Origin of the sequence: Isoptericola sp. NPDC057391, from assembly GCF_042668085.1 — a bacterium.
Lineage (GTDB): Bacteria > Actinomycetota > Actinomycetes > Actinomycetales > Cellulomonadaceae > Isoptericola.
The window spans coordinates 1-14,302 of the sequence record NZ_JBHVBO010000108.1 but is presented as its reverse complement, the minus strand read 5'-3'; the positions used below and the strand labels follow the sequence as shown (position 1 = coordinate 14,302).

13 protein-coding genes are annotated in these 14,302 nt (G+C 75.9%); 7 read left to right on the top strand and 6 right to left on the bottom strand.

The window, feature by feature from the left end:
* The 3 genes from menD to ACFUVW_RS13760 form a co-directional block, all read right to left on the bottom strand.
* Positions 1 to 1,135, bottom strand: a 1,135-nt coding sequence (gene menD / locus ACFUVW_RS13770; protein ID WP_430571897.1) for a 2-succinyl-5-enolpyruvyl-6-hydroxy-3-cyclohexene-1-carboxylic-acid synthase, incomplete at its 3' end; no start/stop codon positions are given.
* Positions 1,132 to 2,148, bottom strand: coding sequence for an o-succinylbenzoate synthase (locus ACFUVW_RS13765; RefSeq protein ID WP_430571896.1), 1,017 nt, complete (start codon positions 2,146 to 2,148; stop codon positions 1,132 to 1,134). The genes menD and ACFUVW_RS13765, both read right to left, overlap by 4 nt.
* 90 nt (positions 2,149 to 2,238) lie before the next feature.
* Positions 2,239 to 2,406, bottom strand: coding sequence for a hypothetical protein (locus ACFUVW_RS13760; RefSeq protein WP_430571895.1), 168 nt, complete (start codon positions 2,404 to 2,406; stop codon positions 2,239 to 2,241).
* Between the two features lie 395 nt (positions 2,407 to 2,801).
* On the opposite strand from ACFUVW_RS13760, the gene ACFUVW_RS13755 reads away from it, so the two are divergent.
* The 4 genes from ACFUVW_RS13755 (at position 2,802) to ACFUVW_RS13740 (ending at position 8,978) form a co-directional block, all read left to right on the top strand.
* Positions 2,802 to 4,511: a BCCT family transporter gene (locus ACFUVW_RS13755; protein ID WP_430571898.1), complete on the top strand. Its 1,710-nt coding sequence runs from the start codon at positions 2,802 to 2,804 to the stop codon at positions 4,509 to 4,511.
* A 91-nt stretch (positions 4,512 to 4,602) separates the two neighbouring features.
* On the top strand, positions 4,603 to 5,580 hold the full coding sequence (locus tag ACFUVW_RS13750) for a 1,4-dihydroxy-2-naphthoyl-CoA synthase (RefSeq protein WP_430571894.1): 978 nt from the start codon (positions 4,603 to 4,605) through the stop codon (positions 5,578 to 5,580).
* 70 nt (positions 5,581 to 5,650) lie between these two features.
* Positions 5,651 to 7,264, top strand: a complete 1,614-nt coding sequence (locus ACFUVW_RS13745; protein ID WP_430571893.1) for a PQQ-binding-like beta-propeller repeat protein — start codon at positions 5,651 to 5,653, stop codon at positions 7,262 to 7,264.
* A gap of 85 nt (positions 7,265 to 7,349) precedes the next feature.
* Complete coding sequence (locus ACFUVW_RS13740; protein ID WP_430571892.1) at positions 7,350 to 8,978, top strand: PQQ-binding-like beta-propeller repeat protein; 1,629 nt, start codon at positions 7,350 to 7,352, stop codon at positions 8,976 to 8,978.
* A 22-nt stretch (positions 8,979 to 9,000) separates the two neighbouring features.
* Here the strand turns inward: ACFUVW_RS13740 and ACFUVW_RS13735 are convergent, their stop codons facing one another.
* Positions 9,001 to 10,077, bottom strand: coding sequence for a DUF3048 domain-containing protein (locus ACFUVW_RS13735; protein ID WP_430571891.1), 1,077 nt, complete (start codon positions 10,075 to 10,077; stop codon positions 9,001 to 9,003).
* 77 nt (positions 10,078 to 10,154) lie between these two features.
* Positions 10,155 to 11,267, bottom strand: a complete 1,113-nt coding sequence (locus tag ACFUVW_RS13730) for a DUF3048 domain-containing protein (protein WP_430571890.1) — start codon at positions 11,265 to 11,267, stop codon at positions 10,155 to 10,157.
* Positions 11,268 to 11,396: 129 nt separating this feature from the next.
* Here ACFUVW_RS13730 and ACFUVW_RS13725 point away from each other — a divergent pair, with 129 nt between their 5' ends.
* On the top strand, positions 11,397 to 12,638 hold the full coding sequence (locus tag ACFUVW_RS13725) for an AMP-binding protein (protein ID WP_430571889.1): 1,242 nt from the start codon (positions 11,397 to 11,399) through the stop codon (positions 12,636 to 12,638).
* A gap of 47 nt (positions 12,639 to 12,685) precedes the next feature.
* Complete coding sequence (locus ACFUVW_RS13720) at positions 12,686 to 13,555, top strand: 1,4-dihydroxy-2-naphthoate polyprenyltransferase (protein ID WP_429764954.1); 870 nt, start codon at positions 12,686 to 12,688, stop codon at positions 13,553 to 13,555.
* A gap of 19 nt (positions 13,556 to 13,574) precedes the next feature.
* Here ACFUVW_RS13720 and ACFUVW_RS13715 read toward each other — a convergent pair whose 3' ends face one another.
* A complete protein-coding gene (locus ACFUVW_RS13715) occupies positions 13,575 to 13,850 on the bottom strand; it encodes a DUF4229 domain-containing protein (protein ID WP_430571888.1) in 276 nt (91 codons plus the stop codon).
* Between the two features lie 55 nt (positions 13,851 to 13,905).
* On the opposite strand from ACFUVW_RS13715, the gene ACFUVW_RS13710 reads away from it, so the two are divergent.
* Positions 13,906 to 14,262 (top strand): PLD nuclease N-terminal domain-containing protein, encoded by a 357-nt coding sequence (locus ACFUVW_RS13710; RefSeq protein ID WP_430571887.1) that lies wholly within the window; start codon positions 13,906 to 13,908, stop codon positions 14,260 to 14,262.
* The last annotated feature ends 40 nt before the right edge of the window (positions 14,263 to 14,302 follow it).

Genomic DNA, 14,302 nt, shown 5'->3' with positions numbered 1-14,302 from the left:
CCGCCCGCCCGGCTTCCTGCCACCGGGCGAGGAACGCGCCGTCGCCCGCGGCCGGCGCCCCGACGGGCGCCGTCGGCGACGACCACCGGTCGGCGAGCGCCGGGACGACGACCTCGGCGTTGCGGGCGGCGTCCGGCCACGGACCGCCGCTCGGTGCGACGACCGTGACGACGACGTCGGGCCGCCCCAGCAGCCGCTGCACGGGGCGGGACAGCGTCGGGCGGCCGAAGACGACCACGTGCTCGACCTCACGGGCCAGCTCGTCGACGCCCAGCACCGCGCGGTAGGCGGCCACCGCGTTCGGGCCGCCGCACGCGCCTGAGGACGGCTCGGCGAGCAGCGGCCAGCCCTGCGCCTCCGCGACCGCGCGCGCGACCGGCCCGGCGCCGTCGCCCGCGACGACCAGCGTGCGCGCGGGGTCGCCGGGCAGCGCCGGGTCGTCGCCCGGCACGGGGGCGGGCGGGACGACGGTCGTGCGGCGGAAGCCCTCGGGCCACGTCTCCTCCGGCGGGAGCGGGGCGAGCGGCTCCGGCGGGTGCAGCGGGTCGCGGAACCCGACGTTCACATGCACCGGGCCGGGGTGCCGGTCGCGCAGCCCCTGCGCCGCCGCGAGCGCCCGGCCGAACGTGCCGAGCAGGTCGCGGACCTCTCCGGCGCGCCCGTCCGGGGCGGGGAGGTCGACGGCGTACCGCACGGCGGTGCCGAAGATCCCCACCTGGTCGGTGGTCTGGGAGGCCCCGGTGCCGCGCAGCTCGTGCGGCCGGTCGGCGGCGAGCACGACGAGGGGCACACCGGTGTGATGGGCCTCGAGGACCGCGGGGTGCAGGTTGGCGACGGCGGTGCCGGACGTCGTGACGACGGCGACGGCGCGCGGCACCTCGACCGGCTCGCCGCCCGCGTGCCGGAGCACGGGCTCGCTGCCGCGCGCGAGGCCCAGCGCGAGGAAGCCGGCGGACCGTTCGTCGACGCGCACGTGCAGCGTGAGCAGGCCGGCGTCCGCGGCCTCGGCGAGCGCGTACGCGAGCGGCGCCGACCGCGAACCCGGCGCCAGCACGACGTCCCGCACCCCCTGCAGCGCGAGGTCGGCCACGAGCGCCCGCGCCGCGACCAGCGACGGCGGCAGGACGGCGCTCACGCGGCCTCCTCCAGCAGCGCGGTCAGGCGGGCGTACCGGGTCAGCCAGCGGTCGCGCGTCCCCGGGTCGGGCTCGGCCGCGGCGAGGGCGGCGGCGTCGGGTGCGGGGCGGCGCACGGGCAGCGCGCCGTCGACGGGCAGCAGCGGGTCGGCGACGACGTCGTGGGCGAGGAGCTGCGACGTCGCGAGGCCGCAGGCGTACGGCAGCTCGGGCAGCGCGGCGGCGAGCGCGACCCCGGCGGCGAGGCCGACGGACGACTCCAGGGCCGAGGACACCACGACCGGCAGCCCCACCCGCTCCGCGAGGTCGAGGCAGGCGCGCACGCCGCCGAGCGGCTGCACCTTGAGCACGACGACGTCCGCGGCGTCCTCGCGCACCACCCGCAGCGGGTCGGCGGCGCGGCGGATCGACTCGTCGGCGGCGACCGGCACGGGCGAGCGCAGCCTGCGTCGCACGGCCGCCAGCTCGGGGACGGTGGCGCAGGGCTGCTCGACGTACTCCAGGCCGCGCGCCGCGGCGTCGAGCACCGGGACGCGGGCGAGCGCCTCGTCGGTGGTCCAGCCGCCGTTCGCGTCCACCCGGATCGCGCCGACGCCCCGGCCGTGCGCCTCGTCGAGCGCGGCCCGCACGGCGGCGACCCGCGCCTCCTCGGCCTCCAGGGGTTCCAGCGCGCCGGGCCGTCCGCCGGCGGACGGGCCACGCTGGGCGACCTTCACCTTGGCGGTGCGGCAGCCGCCCGACGCGAGCACGATCTCGCGTGCCCGCTCGGGGCCGACCGCGGGCACCGTGACGTTGACCGGCACGCGGTCGCGGACCGGGGCGGGGAAGCCGACGTCGGCGGCCTCGCGCGCGGCGCGCAGCCAGGTCGCGGACTCCGCGTCGTCGTAGTCCCAGAACGGGGACAGCTCGCCCCAGCCGGCGTCGCCCCGCAGCAGCAGGCCGTCGCGCACGTCGAGGCCGCGAAACCGGGTGGTCAGCGGGGTGCGGTACACGATCTCACGCAGCAGCTGCACCCGTTCAGGTTACTGGCCGGCGCGGGGCCGGTCGCAGGGCGCGGGCACACCGGGACGCCGCGACGCCCTCGCCCCGAGGCCGCCCGGCGGTCAGTCGGTGAAGTCCGTCAGCTCCGGCACGTACGACAACGGGCTCGGAGCGGGACGGCCACCGATGCGCTCGGCGTCGCGGCGGACCGTCTCGGCGTCGTACACGAAGATCTCGTGCGCGACGTCCTCCGGGTCCACCACGTCGTCGTCCGGTTCCCGCGCGCTCATGCCTCCAGGGTGCGCCCGCTGCGGGCGCCCGGGCGGGAAGGGCGCCGGGCGTGCCGCGCCGTGAGCGACCCGCGCGCCGGCGTGGCGGGGCCGCGTGCGCCGTCGCCCGGGCGTGCCCACGACCTGCGGGGCGGTCGGCAGCGTTTGCACAACGGGGCCAGGTGCGAGACGGTCGGACGCCGTCCCACCTGGGTCACAGAGAACTGACGTCACGTCACGGACAGGGTTACGCAGTGAACGAGCATTCGGGCAAGGTCGAACAGCGTGGCGCGAAGCGGCACGCGCAGGACGCGGCGGACAAGGTCGGCCGCGCGCTCAGGTCCCCCACCGCCGAGGTGGTGCCGCACCCTGCCCTGGACTACCCGATCGGGACCGACGAGCAGCGGCGCAGCCCGATGGACTGGGTCGTCTTCGGGGTCACCTCCGTCGTGGCTGTCGCGTTCCTCGTCTGGGGCTTCGTCGACACCGACGGCCTGGCGAGCGCCTCCAGCTCGGCCCTGGGCTGGGTGACCACGAACATGGGCTGGCTCTTCGTGCTGACCGCCAGCCTGTTCGTCGTGTACAGCCTGTGGCTGGCGGTCAGCAAGTACGGCGCCATCCCGCTCGGCGCCGACGGCGAGGCACCCGAGTTCCGGACGGTGTCCTGGGTGGCGATGATGTTCTCCGCCGGGATGGGCATCGGGCTGATCTTCTGGGGGGTCGCCGAGCCGCTCGCCCACTTCGTGGACCCGCCGCCGGGAACCGTCGACGCCGGAGACCCCGAGGCCGTCCAGCACGCGATGTCCACCACGATGTTCCACTGGACGCTGCACCCCTGGGCGATCTACGCCGTGGTCGGGCTGGCGATCGCCTACAGCGCCTACCGCAAGGGCCGCCGGCAGCTGATCTCCTCGGTGTTCGAGCCGCTGCTGGGCCGGCGCGCGCACGGCCCGGTCGGGAAGGTCATCGACATGCTCGCGATCTTCGCGACGCTGTTCGGGTCGGCCGCCTCGCTCGGGTTGGGTGCGCTGCAGATCAAGAGCGGCCTGGAGGTCGTCGGGTGGGCCGGCGACGTCGGCAACGCCGTCCTGGTCGCGATCATCGCGGTGCTCACGGCCTGCTTCGTGCTCTCCGCGGTCTCGGGCGTGGCCCGCGGCATCCAGTGGCTGTCGAACATCAACATGGTGCTGGCCCTGGCGCTGGCGGTGTTCGTCTTCGTGGTCGGGCCGACGGTGTTCATCCTCAACCTCGTCCCGAACTCGATCGGCACCTACTTCCAGGACCTGGCGATGATGGCGGCCCGGACCGGCGCCGACAGCGCCACCACCCCCGGCGGTGTCTCCACCAGCGACTGGCTGGCGCAGTGGACCGTCTTCTACTGGGCCTGGTGGATCTCCTGGACGCCCTTCGTCGGCATGTTCATCGCCCGGATCTCCCGCGGCCGGACGATCCGCCAGTTCGTCGGCGGTGTCCTCCTGGTACCGAGCCTCGTCACCATCGTGTGGTTCTGCATCTTCGGTGGCGCGAGCCTCTTCCTCCAGCAGGGCGGCACCGACATCGCCGGCGCCGGCGAGACGGAGGCGCAGCTGTTCGGGATGCTCGGCGAGTACCCGTGGCAGTCGCTCACCACCGTGGTCGTGATGATCCTGGTCGCGATCTTCTTCGTCTCCGGCGCGGACGCCGCCTCCATCGTCATGGGCACGCTGTCGCAGCGCGGCAGCGCCGAACCGAGTCGTCCCAACGTGATCTTCTGGGGCGTCGCGACAGGTGCGGTCGCCGCGGTGATGCTGCTCGTGGGCGGGAACGACGCGCTCACCGGCCTCCAGAACCTCACCATCCTGGTCGCCCTGCCGTTCGTGGTCGTGATGGTGCTGCTGATGGTCTCGCTGACCAAGGACCTCAACTCCGATCCGATGATCGTCCGGCAGAAGTACGCCCGGGAGGCCGTCAAGCAGGCGGTCATCGCCGGCGTCACCGAGCACGGGGACGAGTTCGCGCTCGCGGTCGAGCCCTCCGACCGGCCGATCACGCCCGACGGCGTCGAGGTGCCCGACGAGGTCGATCTTCCGGGCGACGTGGCGGCCCGCGCGGAGACCCCCGACGAGGCCGACCGCGACGCCCGGTGACGCGCACGAGCTCCGCGACGCGACCGGCGGGGCTCGTGCCGGGGCTGTCGTCCCGCGCCGGTCGGCGGCACGGACGAACTAGGGTGACGGCGTGAGCAGCGCACCCCTCCCCCGCACCGTCTCCCACACGTTCGACCCCGCGCGGTGGCGTGAGGTCTCCGGGTTCGAGGGCCTCACCGACCTCACGTACCACCGCGGCGTGGAGCGCGACGCCGACGGCGCCGTCGTCCGCGACCTGCCGGTGGTCCGCGTCGCGTTCGACCGTCCCGAGGTGCGCAACGCGTTCCGCCCGCACACCGTGGACGAGCTGTACCGCGTGCTCGACCACGCCCGCATGACCTCGGACGTCGGCACCGTGCTGCTCACGGGCAACGGCCCGTCCCCGAAGGACGGCGGCTGGGCGTTCTGCTCCGGCGGCGACCAGCGCATCCGCGGCCGCTCCGGCTACCAGTACACGACCGCCGAGGACGGGGGCGGCGAGGTGCACACGGCCGACGCCGTCGACCCGGCGCGCGCCGGGCGCCTGCACATCCTCGAGGTGCAGCGCCTCATCCGGACGATGCCGAAGGTCGTCATCGCCGTCGTGGACGGCTGGGCGGCCGGGGGCGGGCACTCGCTGCACGTGGTGGCGGACCTGTCGATCGCGTGCCGCCAGCACGGGCGGTTCAAGCAGACCGACGCCGACGTCGGCTCGTTCGACGGCGGCTACGGCTCCGCGTACCTCGCGCGCCAGGTGGGCCAGAAGCGCGCGCGGGAGATCTTCTTCCTCGCCCGGGAGTACTCCGCCGACGACGCCGAGCGCTGGGGCGGCGTCAACGAGGTGGCCGAGCACGACGACCTCGAGGGCCTCGCGATCGAGTACGCGCGCACCATCGCCGGCAAGTCCCCGCAGGCGGTCCGGATGCTGAAGTTCGCGTTCAACCTCGCCGACGACGGCCTCATGGGCCAGCAGGTCTTCGCCGGGGAGGCCACCCGCCTCGCCTACCTCACCGACGAGGCGGTCGAGGGCCGCGACGCCTTCCTCGAGAAGCGCGACCCCGACTGGTCGCGCTTCCCGTACGCCTTCTGACCGGATTTGTCACCCGGGCGCGTCGGCGGCGACCGCGCCAGGACCGTCGCCCCGCGGGTAGCCTCCCGTCATGCCGCCGAGGTTCCGTCGCCCCGAGCCGATGACCACCTTCGAGCTCGTGCCGGACGACGAGCGGGAGGACGCGCCGGACCCCGACGCGGACGACCCCGGGGCGGGCTCGCGGCGCCTCGCCGACCTGCGCGACCGCGCCGTCACCCGCTGGCACGCCCTGTCCCGCCGCGGCCGCGTCGCCGTCGCGGCCGGCACCGCCGCCGTCGTGGTCGCCGCCGCGACCGCCGCCGTCGCCCCGGGTCTCCTGGACGCCCGTGCCGAGCGGCTGCGCGCGGAGGCGGTCGCGGGGCTGCCCGGCGTCGTGAGCGACCTGTCCGAGCCGCTGGCCGAGACCTGGGAGCTCGCGAACGGCCGCGGCGCGATCGCGACGCTCCCCGGCGGCCTCGTGCTCACGATCGAGGGCACGGCCGTGTCGGCGCTCGACGCCGGCACCGCCGACGAGGCATGGCGGCGCGAGGTCGGTCCGTACCTGACGTGTGGCCCGCCGCAGGGCCACCGGGAGGACCCGGTCGCGCCCTCCGACGTCGTGGTCTGCCTCAGCGGCGAGTCGGACGACCGCGCCGTCACGGTGCTCGACGCCGCCGGCGACGTCGTCGGTGAGCGGTCGCTGGGCCCCGCCCGGGTGGACGCGTTCGACGAGGCCGCACCGGACGACGCGCCGATCGTGGTGCCCGCCGCCGCGGGCGCGATCGCCGTCGTCGAGGGCGCCACGAACGCGACGGCCCCGTGGCCCGCGGACGACCTGCCGGACGAGGACACCCTGCGCGAGCTGCGCGCCGACGGCTGGGTGGACCCGACGCTGCGGCTCGAGGACGCGCTCACCGGCGAGGTGCGGGGCGAGGCGACCCTGCGCCTCCGACCCCAGGACCTCGAGGAGTGCGGCATGATGCAGGACGACGGGTCCGCGCCCGAGCTGACGGTGGACCCCACGGTCGACGCGTCCGTCTCGGTCGCGACGCTCTCGGTGTGCGGCGCCGTCGCCCACCTCACCCCCGACGGGACCGTGCTCGACACGGGCGCCGCCGACGGGTGGGCCGTGCCCCTCCCCGGCGGGGGCCACGTCGTCGCGGGCGCGGAGAGCACCGTCCTCGACGCCGAGGGCTCGGTCGTCGTCACCGTGCCGGGCTGGCTCGTCCCTCCGATGGTGGACGACGCACCCCACTCCTCCTACCTCGCGCTGGCGGGCCTGGGCGAGGACTCGGGGGAGCTGCGCCTCGCCTCGTACGGCCCGGACGGCACGGAGCGGTGGACGGCCGCCTCCGAGGAGTACGGCGCCGTGCTCGCGCGCGTTGCGGGCGTCGTCGTCGTGCAGGGCGAGAGCGGGTTCGCCGGCCTCGACGCGGCGACCGGCGACGAGCTCTGGACGCGCGACGACGTGCTCCGGGGCACGGGCTCCCCCGCGGGCGACTGGGTCGCGGGCGCGGTCACGGACGGCACGCGCCTGCTGGTCGGCGTGAGCGGCGGCGACGGCCGGGGCCACCGCCTGGTCACCCTCGACCTCCGGGACGGCACGACGGCGTGGGAGCGGCGGCAGCCAGGGTTCCTCGAGTGGCTGAGGTCGGTCGGGGGACACGTCGTGTCCTTCGACGGCACCACCCACGGGCTCGGCTGAGCCCTCGGCACAGGGCCCGGGACCTCACCCCGTGAGCGCGCCGGACGTGCCGGCTGGGACGTCGCGCCGCCGGTAGCCTCCGGGCATGCCTCCGAGCTTCCGTCGCCCCGAGCCGATGACCACCTTCGAGCTCGTGCCGGACGACGAGCGGGAGGGCGCGCCCGACGATGCTCCGGGCGACCGGTCCGGCGAGAGCCGCGAGCGCCTCGCCGACCTGCGCGACCGCGCCGTCGCCCGCTGGCGAGGCCTGACCCGCCGGGGCCGCATCGCCCTCGCGACCGGCACCGCCGTCGTCGTGGTCGCGTCCGCCACCGCGGCCGTCGCCCCCGGCCTGCTGGACGCCCGGGCCGAGCGGCTGCGCGCCGAGGCGGTCCGCGGCATGCCCGGCGTCGTGGGCGACCTGTCCGAGCCCGTCGACGCGAGCTGGACCCTCCTCGGGGAGACGACCCTCGCCGCGGTCCTGCCCGGAGGCGTGCTGGCGGTCAGCGACGGCGACGGCGTCCGCGGGATCGACGCACGGACCGGCGACGTCGTGTGGGAGCACCCGCTCGACGAGGCCACGTGCGGGCCCACCCCCTGGACCGCGGCCGACTGGAGCAGCCCGGTGGACACCGTGGTCTGCGTCGAGGACCTCTCCCGTGTCACGGTGCTCGACGCCGCCGGGACGGTGGTGAGCGAACGCGAGCTGGACCTCCTCGAACCGGTCGACGCGCCCGGGGCGGACGAGCCCGGCACGTCCAGCTGGTCCCAGGTGCTCCCGGCGGCCGGTGGGACGGTCGCCGTTCTCGACGACGTCCCCGTGGAGCTCCAGATCCCCTGGCGGCCGGGCCTGGACGAGGAGAGCCTGCAGCGCACCCTGCGCGAGGCTGGCTGGCGGGACCCGACCCTGCGGATCGTCGACGCCTTCAGCGGCGAGGGGCGCGCCGAGATGACGATCCGCCTCACGGAAGACGTCCTCGAGGACTGCGGGGTCATGGAGGACGGCCAAGGGGGCCGGAGCATCGCGCCGCAACCCTGGGTCGACGCGACGCCGTCGTCGACGACGCTCGGCATGTGCGGCCTCACCCGCGCGGTCACGCCGACCGGGGAGATCATCGATGTCGGCGACGACTGGCGGCCTCTGGTCACCGAGCCGGGCGGCGGCTACCTCGTTCCCGGCGAGACGAGCACGATCTTCGACGCGCACGGCGAGCGACAGGCGACGATCCGTGGCCTCGCGGTCACCCCGTCCGTCGACACCGAGCCGGCCGCCCTCCGGCTCGCGCTCCTCGGCGCCGACGGGAGCGCGCCGTCGCTGACCGCTCTCGACTCCGGCGGGGAGCCCGCGTGGTCGGTCTCGGTCACCCCCCTCACGACGCCCCTCGCACGTGTCGCGGGCACGCTGGTCCTCGTTGACGAGGCGTCGCTCACGGCCCTGGACGCCCGCACCGGCACGCAACGGTGGCGTCTGCCCGACCTGCTCGACGCCGAGACAGACGGAGGCGAGTCCATCGTCGGCGCCGTCACCGACGGTACGCGGCTGCTTGTCGGGATCTCCCCGAACTCGGTGGACGAGAACGGCGAGAGCAAGCCCCACCGCCTCGTCGCTCTCGACCTGCAGGACGGGACCGCGACCTGGGAGCGGTCCGGCACCGGCCCGGTGTGGGGGCTGTTCTCTGCCGAGGGACGTCCCGTGCTCGTCGGGAACACCCTGTCAGGGCTGGCGGCCCCCTGAGGGACGGCGTCCTGCGCGACGGTCAGGAGGCCTTCCAGCTCCCGCCGTCCTTCGGGACGAGCTCGATCCACGTGCTGCCGGGGTCGAGCTCGACGGGCTCGCCGTCGCGGGTCAGCTGGACCGGGGACTTCTGGTCCTTCTTCGACCACTGCACCGGCACGGTCCGCCCCGCGGACGCGAGCACCCCCTTGCCCTTGCCGATCAGCTCGGCCTTCGGGACGGGCGCGCCGGCCGGGTCCTTGTACTTGGTGTCCACCACGTCGACCGACAGCGCCAGGACGTTCGTCGCGGCGTGCCGCTCCCCCGACGACGAGACCGACTCGCGCGAGCCCTCGCTCCGCAGCCACTGCTTCTCCTTGCCGGACCAGTCCCAGACGCTGCGCTGGGCGGGGCTGAGGGTCACGGCCAGCGTGCCGGCCTTCGTCCCGTCGGTACCCGCGGTGCCCTCGCCGGCCTCCCCCGAGTACCGGAACTGGGCGGGCGGCGGCAGGGTGCGGTCGTCGTCGGCCTGGTCGAGGAACGCCGTGGGATCCCCGACGACGTTGTGCGGCGCGGCGCGGTCCGGGTCGCGGGAGAATCCCGCGTCGCCGCGGTCCATGATCACCGACTGGGTGCCGGACTTCTCCACGGCGTCGATGAACGGCGTCTGGCCACCGGTGTAGGCGAGGATGCCGCCGAGCGGCGCGACGACGTCGGGGTCCATGGGCCGCACCGAGCGCACGGGCTCCACGGACTTCGGGAGCCGCGAGTGGTAGACCGCCACGAACCGCGTGATGCCGCCCTCGACGACCTCCTCCCACACCAGGTCGGCGTCCTCCAGCCCGGTCTGCGGGCGCGCCTCGGGCGCGTTCTCGATCTTCACCGCGAGCGCCGGGCGGGCGGCCACGTCGTCCGACCGCACGCCGGTGAGCGGCCACGCCGACGGCATGGTGGGCGACGGCGGCGCCCCCTTGTCCGCGGTGCCGCCCGGGGTGACGGTCGGGGCCGGCGACCCGCCGGACGAGCACGCGCCCAGCGTCAGGACGACACCGAGCGCCAGGGCGACGACGCCGCGTGCGGCGGTGGCGCGGGCGCGGGGCGGGCGGGGCTCTGCGGTCATGCGGTCCTCCCGGAGGTGGCGGGCTGTGCGCGCGATCACTCGCCCTCACCGTATGCCGAGTGCGCCCCGATCCGGCGTCAACTCACCCGCCAGGACCCGCTGCCGCGCGGCACGAGCTCGATCCACAGGTTGCCCGGGTCGAGGGACACCGGGTTGCCGCCGCGGGTCGTCAGGGCGAGCTTCTTCCGCGCGGACTTCTTGGACCAGTCCACGGCGAGCGCCCTGCCGCGCGTGAGCAGCACGCCCGTGCCGGAGCCCACCATCTGCGTCTCGGGCACGGGGGCGCCGCTCGGGTCGCGGTACCTCGTGTTCGCCACCTTGACCGACAGGAGCAGCACGTTCTTGGCGTGCAGCTGGCGGCCGGAGGAGACCGATGGAGTCGAGCCGTCGTAGCGGGCGTACCGCTTCGTCGACGTCTTCCACCGCCACACGGTGCGCTGCGCCGGGGAGAGCCGGACGTCGGCGACGCGCCCGCGGCGGTCGTTCCTCGCCGCGCTGCCCTGGCCGGCCTTGGCGGCGTAGGAGAACTGCGCGGGCGGCGGGCTGGCGCGGAGCTCGCCGGCCTGCTTCGCGAAGGTCTTCACCGACCCGTAGACGTTGTGCGGCGCGGCCCGGTTGCCGCTGCGTCGGAAGCCGGGGTCACCGCCGTCCATCGTGACGGACTGCACGTTGGCCGCCCCGGCGGCCCGGACGAACGGGGGCTGCCCGCCGGAGTAGGCGAGGATGCCGCGCATCGGCGCGACGATCGCGGGGTCCATCGGGCGCACGGACCGGATCGGCCCCACCGCGCCGGGCAGCTCCGAGTGGTAGACGGCGACGTACCGGCTGATGCCGCCCTCGACGACCTGCTCCCAGACGATGTCCGCCTGCTGCAGCCCGGTGTGCGGGCGGGCCTGCGTCGAGTTCTCGATCTTCACGGCGACGGCGGGCCGGGCCGGGACCTTCTTCGTCCCGGTGGGCCTGCCGTTGAGCGGCCACACCACCGGCTTCGGCTCGGGCTTCGGCTTCGGCAGCACCGGGTCGGGCGGCGCCGCCTTGGGGACCGCGACGTCCGGGGCGGCGGTCACGGTGGGCGGTGCGGCGGGCTCGCCGACCCCGCAGGCGGCCGTGGCCAGCAAGGCGAGCGCGACGACCGCGCCGACGGCTCCGGTCCGGGCGCCGCGGAGCGCGCCTCCGGGCTTCGTGGGCATCCTCGGCGTCCTCCTCGACGTGCGTGCGGCCCAGGGTCCCGGGCCAGGACCGTGCCACCCTACGGCAGCCGCGCGGCAGCGCCGACCCTCCCCGGTCCACCCGGACCGACGCGGTCCTACCCTGGTGCGGTGCCCCGTCCCTCCCTCCCCCCGTCCGTCGGCGTGCTCCGCGACGCCGTGCGCGCCGCGCTCGACGGCGGGCCCGCCGTCGTCCCGCTGCCCCGCACGACGGCGTCCCCCGTGCCAACGGGCACGGCGCTGGTGGTGCGCACGTCCGGCTCGACGGGGACGCCGCGCGAGGTCGCGCTGCCGGCCGCCGCCCTGCGCGCGTCCGCGTCGGCCACGCACGAGCGCCTGGGCGGCCCCGGGCGGTGGGTGCTGACGCTGCCGCCCACGCACGTCGCCGGCCTGCAGGTGGTGGTGCGGTCGGTGCTCGCCGGCACGCCGCTGACGGCCGCCCGTCCCGACGCGCGGTTCACGCCGGACGGCCTGGCCGACCTCCTCGAGCCGGCCCTCGACGCCGCCGGCGACGACCCGGTCTACGTGTCGCTGGTGCCCACCCAGGTGCACCGCCTGCTCGCCGCCGCCCAGGACGGAGCGCCCCGTGGGCTGGCCGCGCTGGCCCGCTGCGCGGCGGTGCTGCTGGGCGGCGCGGCGTCGCCGCCGGCGTTGCTGGCGCGGGCGGCCGACGCGGGCGTCCGCGTCGTCACGACCTACGGCATGTCCGAGACCGCCGGCGGCTGCGTGTACGACGGCGCGCCCCTGCGCGACGTCCGGGTCCGCCTCGCCCCCGCCGACCTGTCAGGGCCACGCGCGGGTTCCCATGGTCCTGGGCCTGACAGGTCGGGAGAGGTGGGGGTCGTCGAGCTCGGTGGGCCCACGCTCGCAGCCGGGTACCTGGGCGACGACGCCGCCACCGCCGCGGCGTTCCGCACCGACCCCGACGGGTCGCGCTGGTTCCGCACCTCCGACCTCGGCCGGCTCGCCCCCGACGGCACGCTCCAGGTGCTGGGCCGGGCGGACGACGTCGTCGTGACGGGCGGCGTGAACGTGGCCCCCGCGCCCGTCGAGGCGCTGGTCGGGGAGCTGCTCGGCGGCGAGGCGTGCGTCGTCGGCGTCCCGGACCCCGAGTGGGGGCAGGCGCTCGTCGCCGTCGTCGCGCTCCCGGCCGCGTCGGGCGACGGGCCGCCCCTCGCGCCGGTGGGCGGCGCCGCGCTGGCGCGGGTGCGGTCCGAGACGGCGACTAGGCTGGGTGCGCCGTCCGCGCCCCGCCGCGTGTACGCCGCGGCCGCGCTCCCGCTGCGCGGCCCCGGCAAGGTGGACCGCAGCGGCGTCGTCGCCCTCGTCCGCGAGCACGAGGCGCACGCCTGACCTGCTCGCGCACGCGACGCCCCGCGCCGCACGACGGACGGAGAACCATGGCCACGACGAGCGAGTGGATCGCCGGAGCACGCCCCCGCACCCTTCCGGCCGCGGCCGCGCCGGTGCTCATCGGCTCGGGCGCCGCGGCGGACGTCGACGCCTTCGCCTGGCTGCCCGCCGTCCTCGCGCTCGGCGTCGCGCTCGCGCTGCAGGTGGGCGTCAACTACGCCAACGACTACTCGGACGGCGTGCGCGGCACCGACGTGGACCGGGTGGGGCCGCTGCGCCTCACCGCCTCCGGCATCGCGCCGCCCCGCCGCGTCAAGGGGGCCGCGTTCGCGTCGTTCGGCGTCGCCGGGGTGCTGGGCCTCGCGCTGTGCGCCGTCAGCGGGCACTGGTGGCTGCTCGCCGTGGGCGTGCTGTGCGTGCTGGCGGCGTGGTACTACACGGGCGGCAAACACCCGTACGGCTACGCCGGGCTCGGCGAGGTGGGCGTCTTCGTGTTCTTCGGGCTCGTCGCGACGCTCGGCACCACGTACACCCAGGCGGACACCCTCACCTGGCCGTCCGTGCTCGGCGCGGTGGGCGTGGGCATGATCGCGTGCGGGCTCCTCATGGTGAACAACGTGCGCGACATCCCGACCGACGTCGTCGCGGGCAAGCGGACCCTCGCCGTCCGCCTGGGCGACCACCGCGCCCGGCGCTGGTACGCCGCCTGCATCCTGCTGCCCGTGGTGCTGGGCATGGTGTGCGCGGCCTGGTCGCCGTGGGCGCTGCTGGTCACGGTGCTGCTGCTGCCCGCGGCGCTGCTCGTGGCCCCGGTGATCGCGGGGGCGCGCGGGCCCCTGCTCGTCAAGGTGCTCGCCGGCACCGGGATGTTCGAGCTCGCCTACGGCGTGCTGCTGGCCCTCGGCCTGGCGCTCTGACGCCCGCTCCCCCGCCGCCTCACCGGGCGGTGGGGTTCTCCCCGTCCACGACGGAGTCCTCGTAGTCGGTGTCGACGTCGTGCTTGTCGGCACCGTCCTTGCGCCGCTGGTCCTTCTCCGCCAGCCAGCGCGCCGCGGCGTCCCGCGGCTTGCTCAGCGCGAGGTACGACACGGCGAAGGCCACGACGGCGGCGACGAGGATGAGGAGCCAGCTGCGCAGGCCCAGGAGGTAGCCGGCGCCGAGGGCGGCGACGAACAGCAGGATCCGCCAGACGGTGTACATGACGAGGGGCACGCCTCCAGGGTAGGCGCGATTCCTGAGCATCCCGACGCCGAACTAGGCTGGAGGCATGTTCGCGCGTGTGATCCTGCCCCTCCTCGTGGTGGGGCTCGCCCTCTACGCCCTCCTCGACCTGTTCGGCTCCGAGGAGGACGAGCGGGGCGGCCTCCCCCGCTGGCTGTGGGCGGTGATCATCGTGCTGCTGCCGATCTTCGGCGCCGTCGCCTGGATCATCGTCAAGCAGTCGAGCCGTCGTGCCTCCGGCGGCCGTGGCGGGACGTCGTGGCCCGGTCGCCGCGGCCCGTCCGGCCCCCGCCGCCCGTCCGGCCCCGTGGCGCCCGACGACGACCCGGAGTTCCTGTGGCGGCTCGAGCAGGAGAAGCGCCGTCGCGAGCGCGAGGGCGGCGGCAACGGCGACACCCCCTGACACCGAGATAGAGAGGGCTCCTCGCCGAGATAGAGAGGGG

What these genes read in the sequence shown, in the direction of transcription:
- ACFUVW_RS13760 (WP_430571895.1), bottom strand. Translation starts at nt 2,406, where the DNA reads ATGAGCGCGCGGGAACCGGACGACGACGTGGTGGACCCGGAGGACGTC.
- ACFUVW_RS13755 (WP_430571898.1), top strand. Translation starts at nt 2,802, where the DNA reads ATGGACTGGGTCGTCTTCGGGGTCACCTCCGTCGTGGCTGTCGCGTTC.
- ACFUVW_RS13745 (WP_430571893.1), top strand. Translation starts at nt 5,651, where the DNA reads ATGCCGCCGAGGTTCCGTCGCCCCGAGCCGATGACCACCTTCGAGCTC.
- ACFUVW_RS13740 (WP_430571892.1), top strand. Translation starts at nt 7,350, where the DNA reads ATGCCTCCGAGCTTCCGTCGCCCCGAGCCGATGACCACCTTCGAGCTC.
- ACFUVW_RS13735 (WP_430571891.1), bottom strand. Translation starts at nt 10,077, where the DNA reads ATGACCGCAGAGCCCCGCCCGCCCCGCGCCCGCGCCACCGCCGCACGC.
- ACFUVW_RS13730 (WP_430571890.1), bottom strand. Translation starts at nt 11,267, where the DNA reads ATGCCCACGAAGCCCGGAGGCGCGCTCCGCGGCGCCCGGACCGGAGCC.
- ACFUVW_RS13720 (WP_429764954.1), top strand. Translation starts at nt 12,686, where the DNA reads ATGGCCACGACGAGCGAGTGGATCGCCGGAGCACGCCCCCGCACCCTT.
- ACFUVW_RS13710 (WP_430571887.1), top strand. Translation starts at nt 13,906, where the DNA reads ATGTTCGCGCGTGTGATCCTGCCCCTCCTCGTGGTGGGGCTCGCCCTC.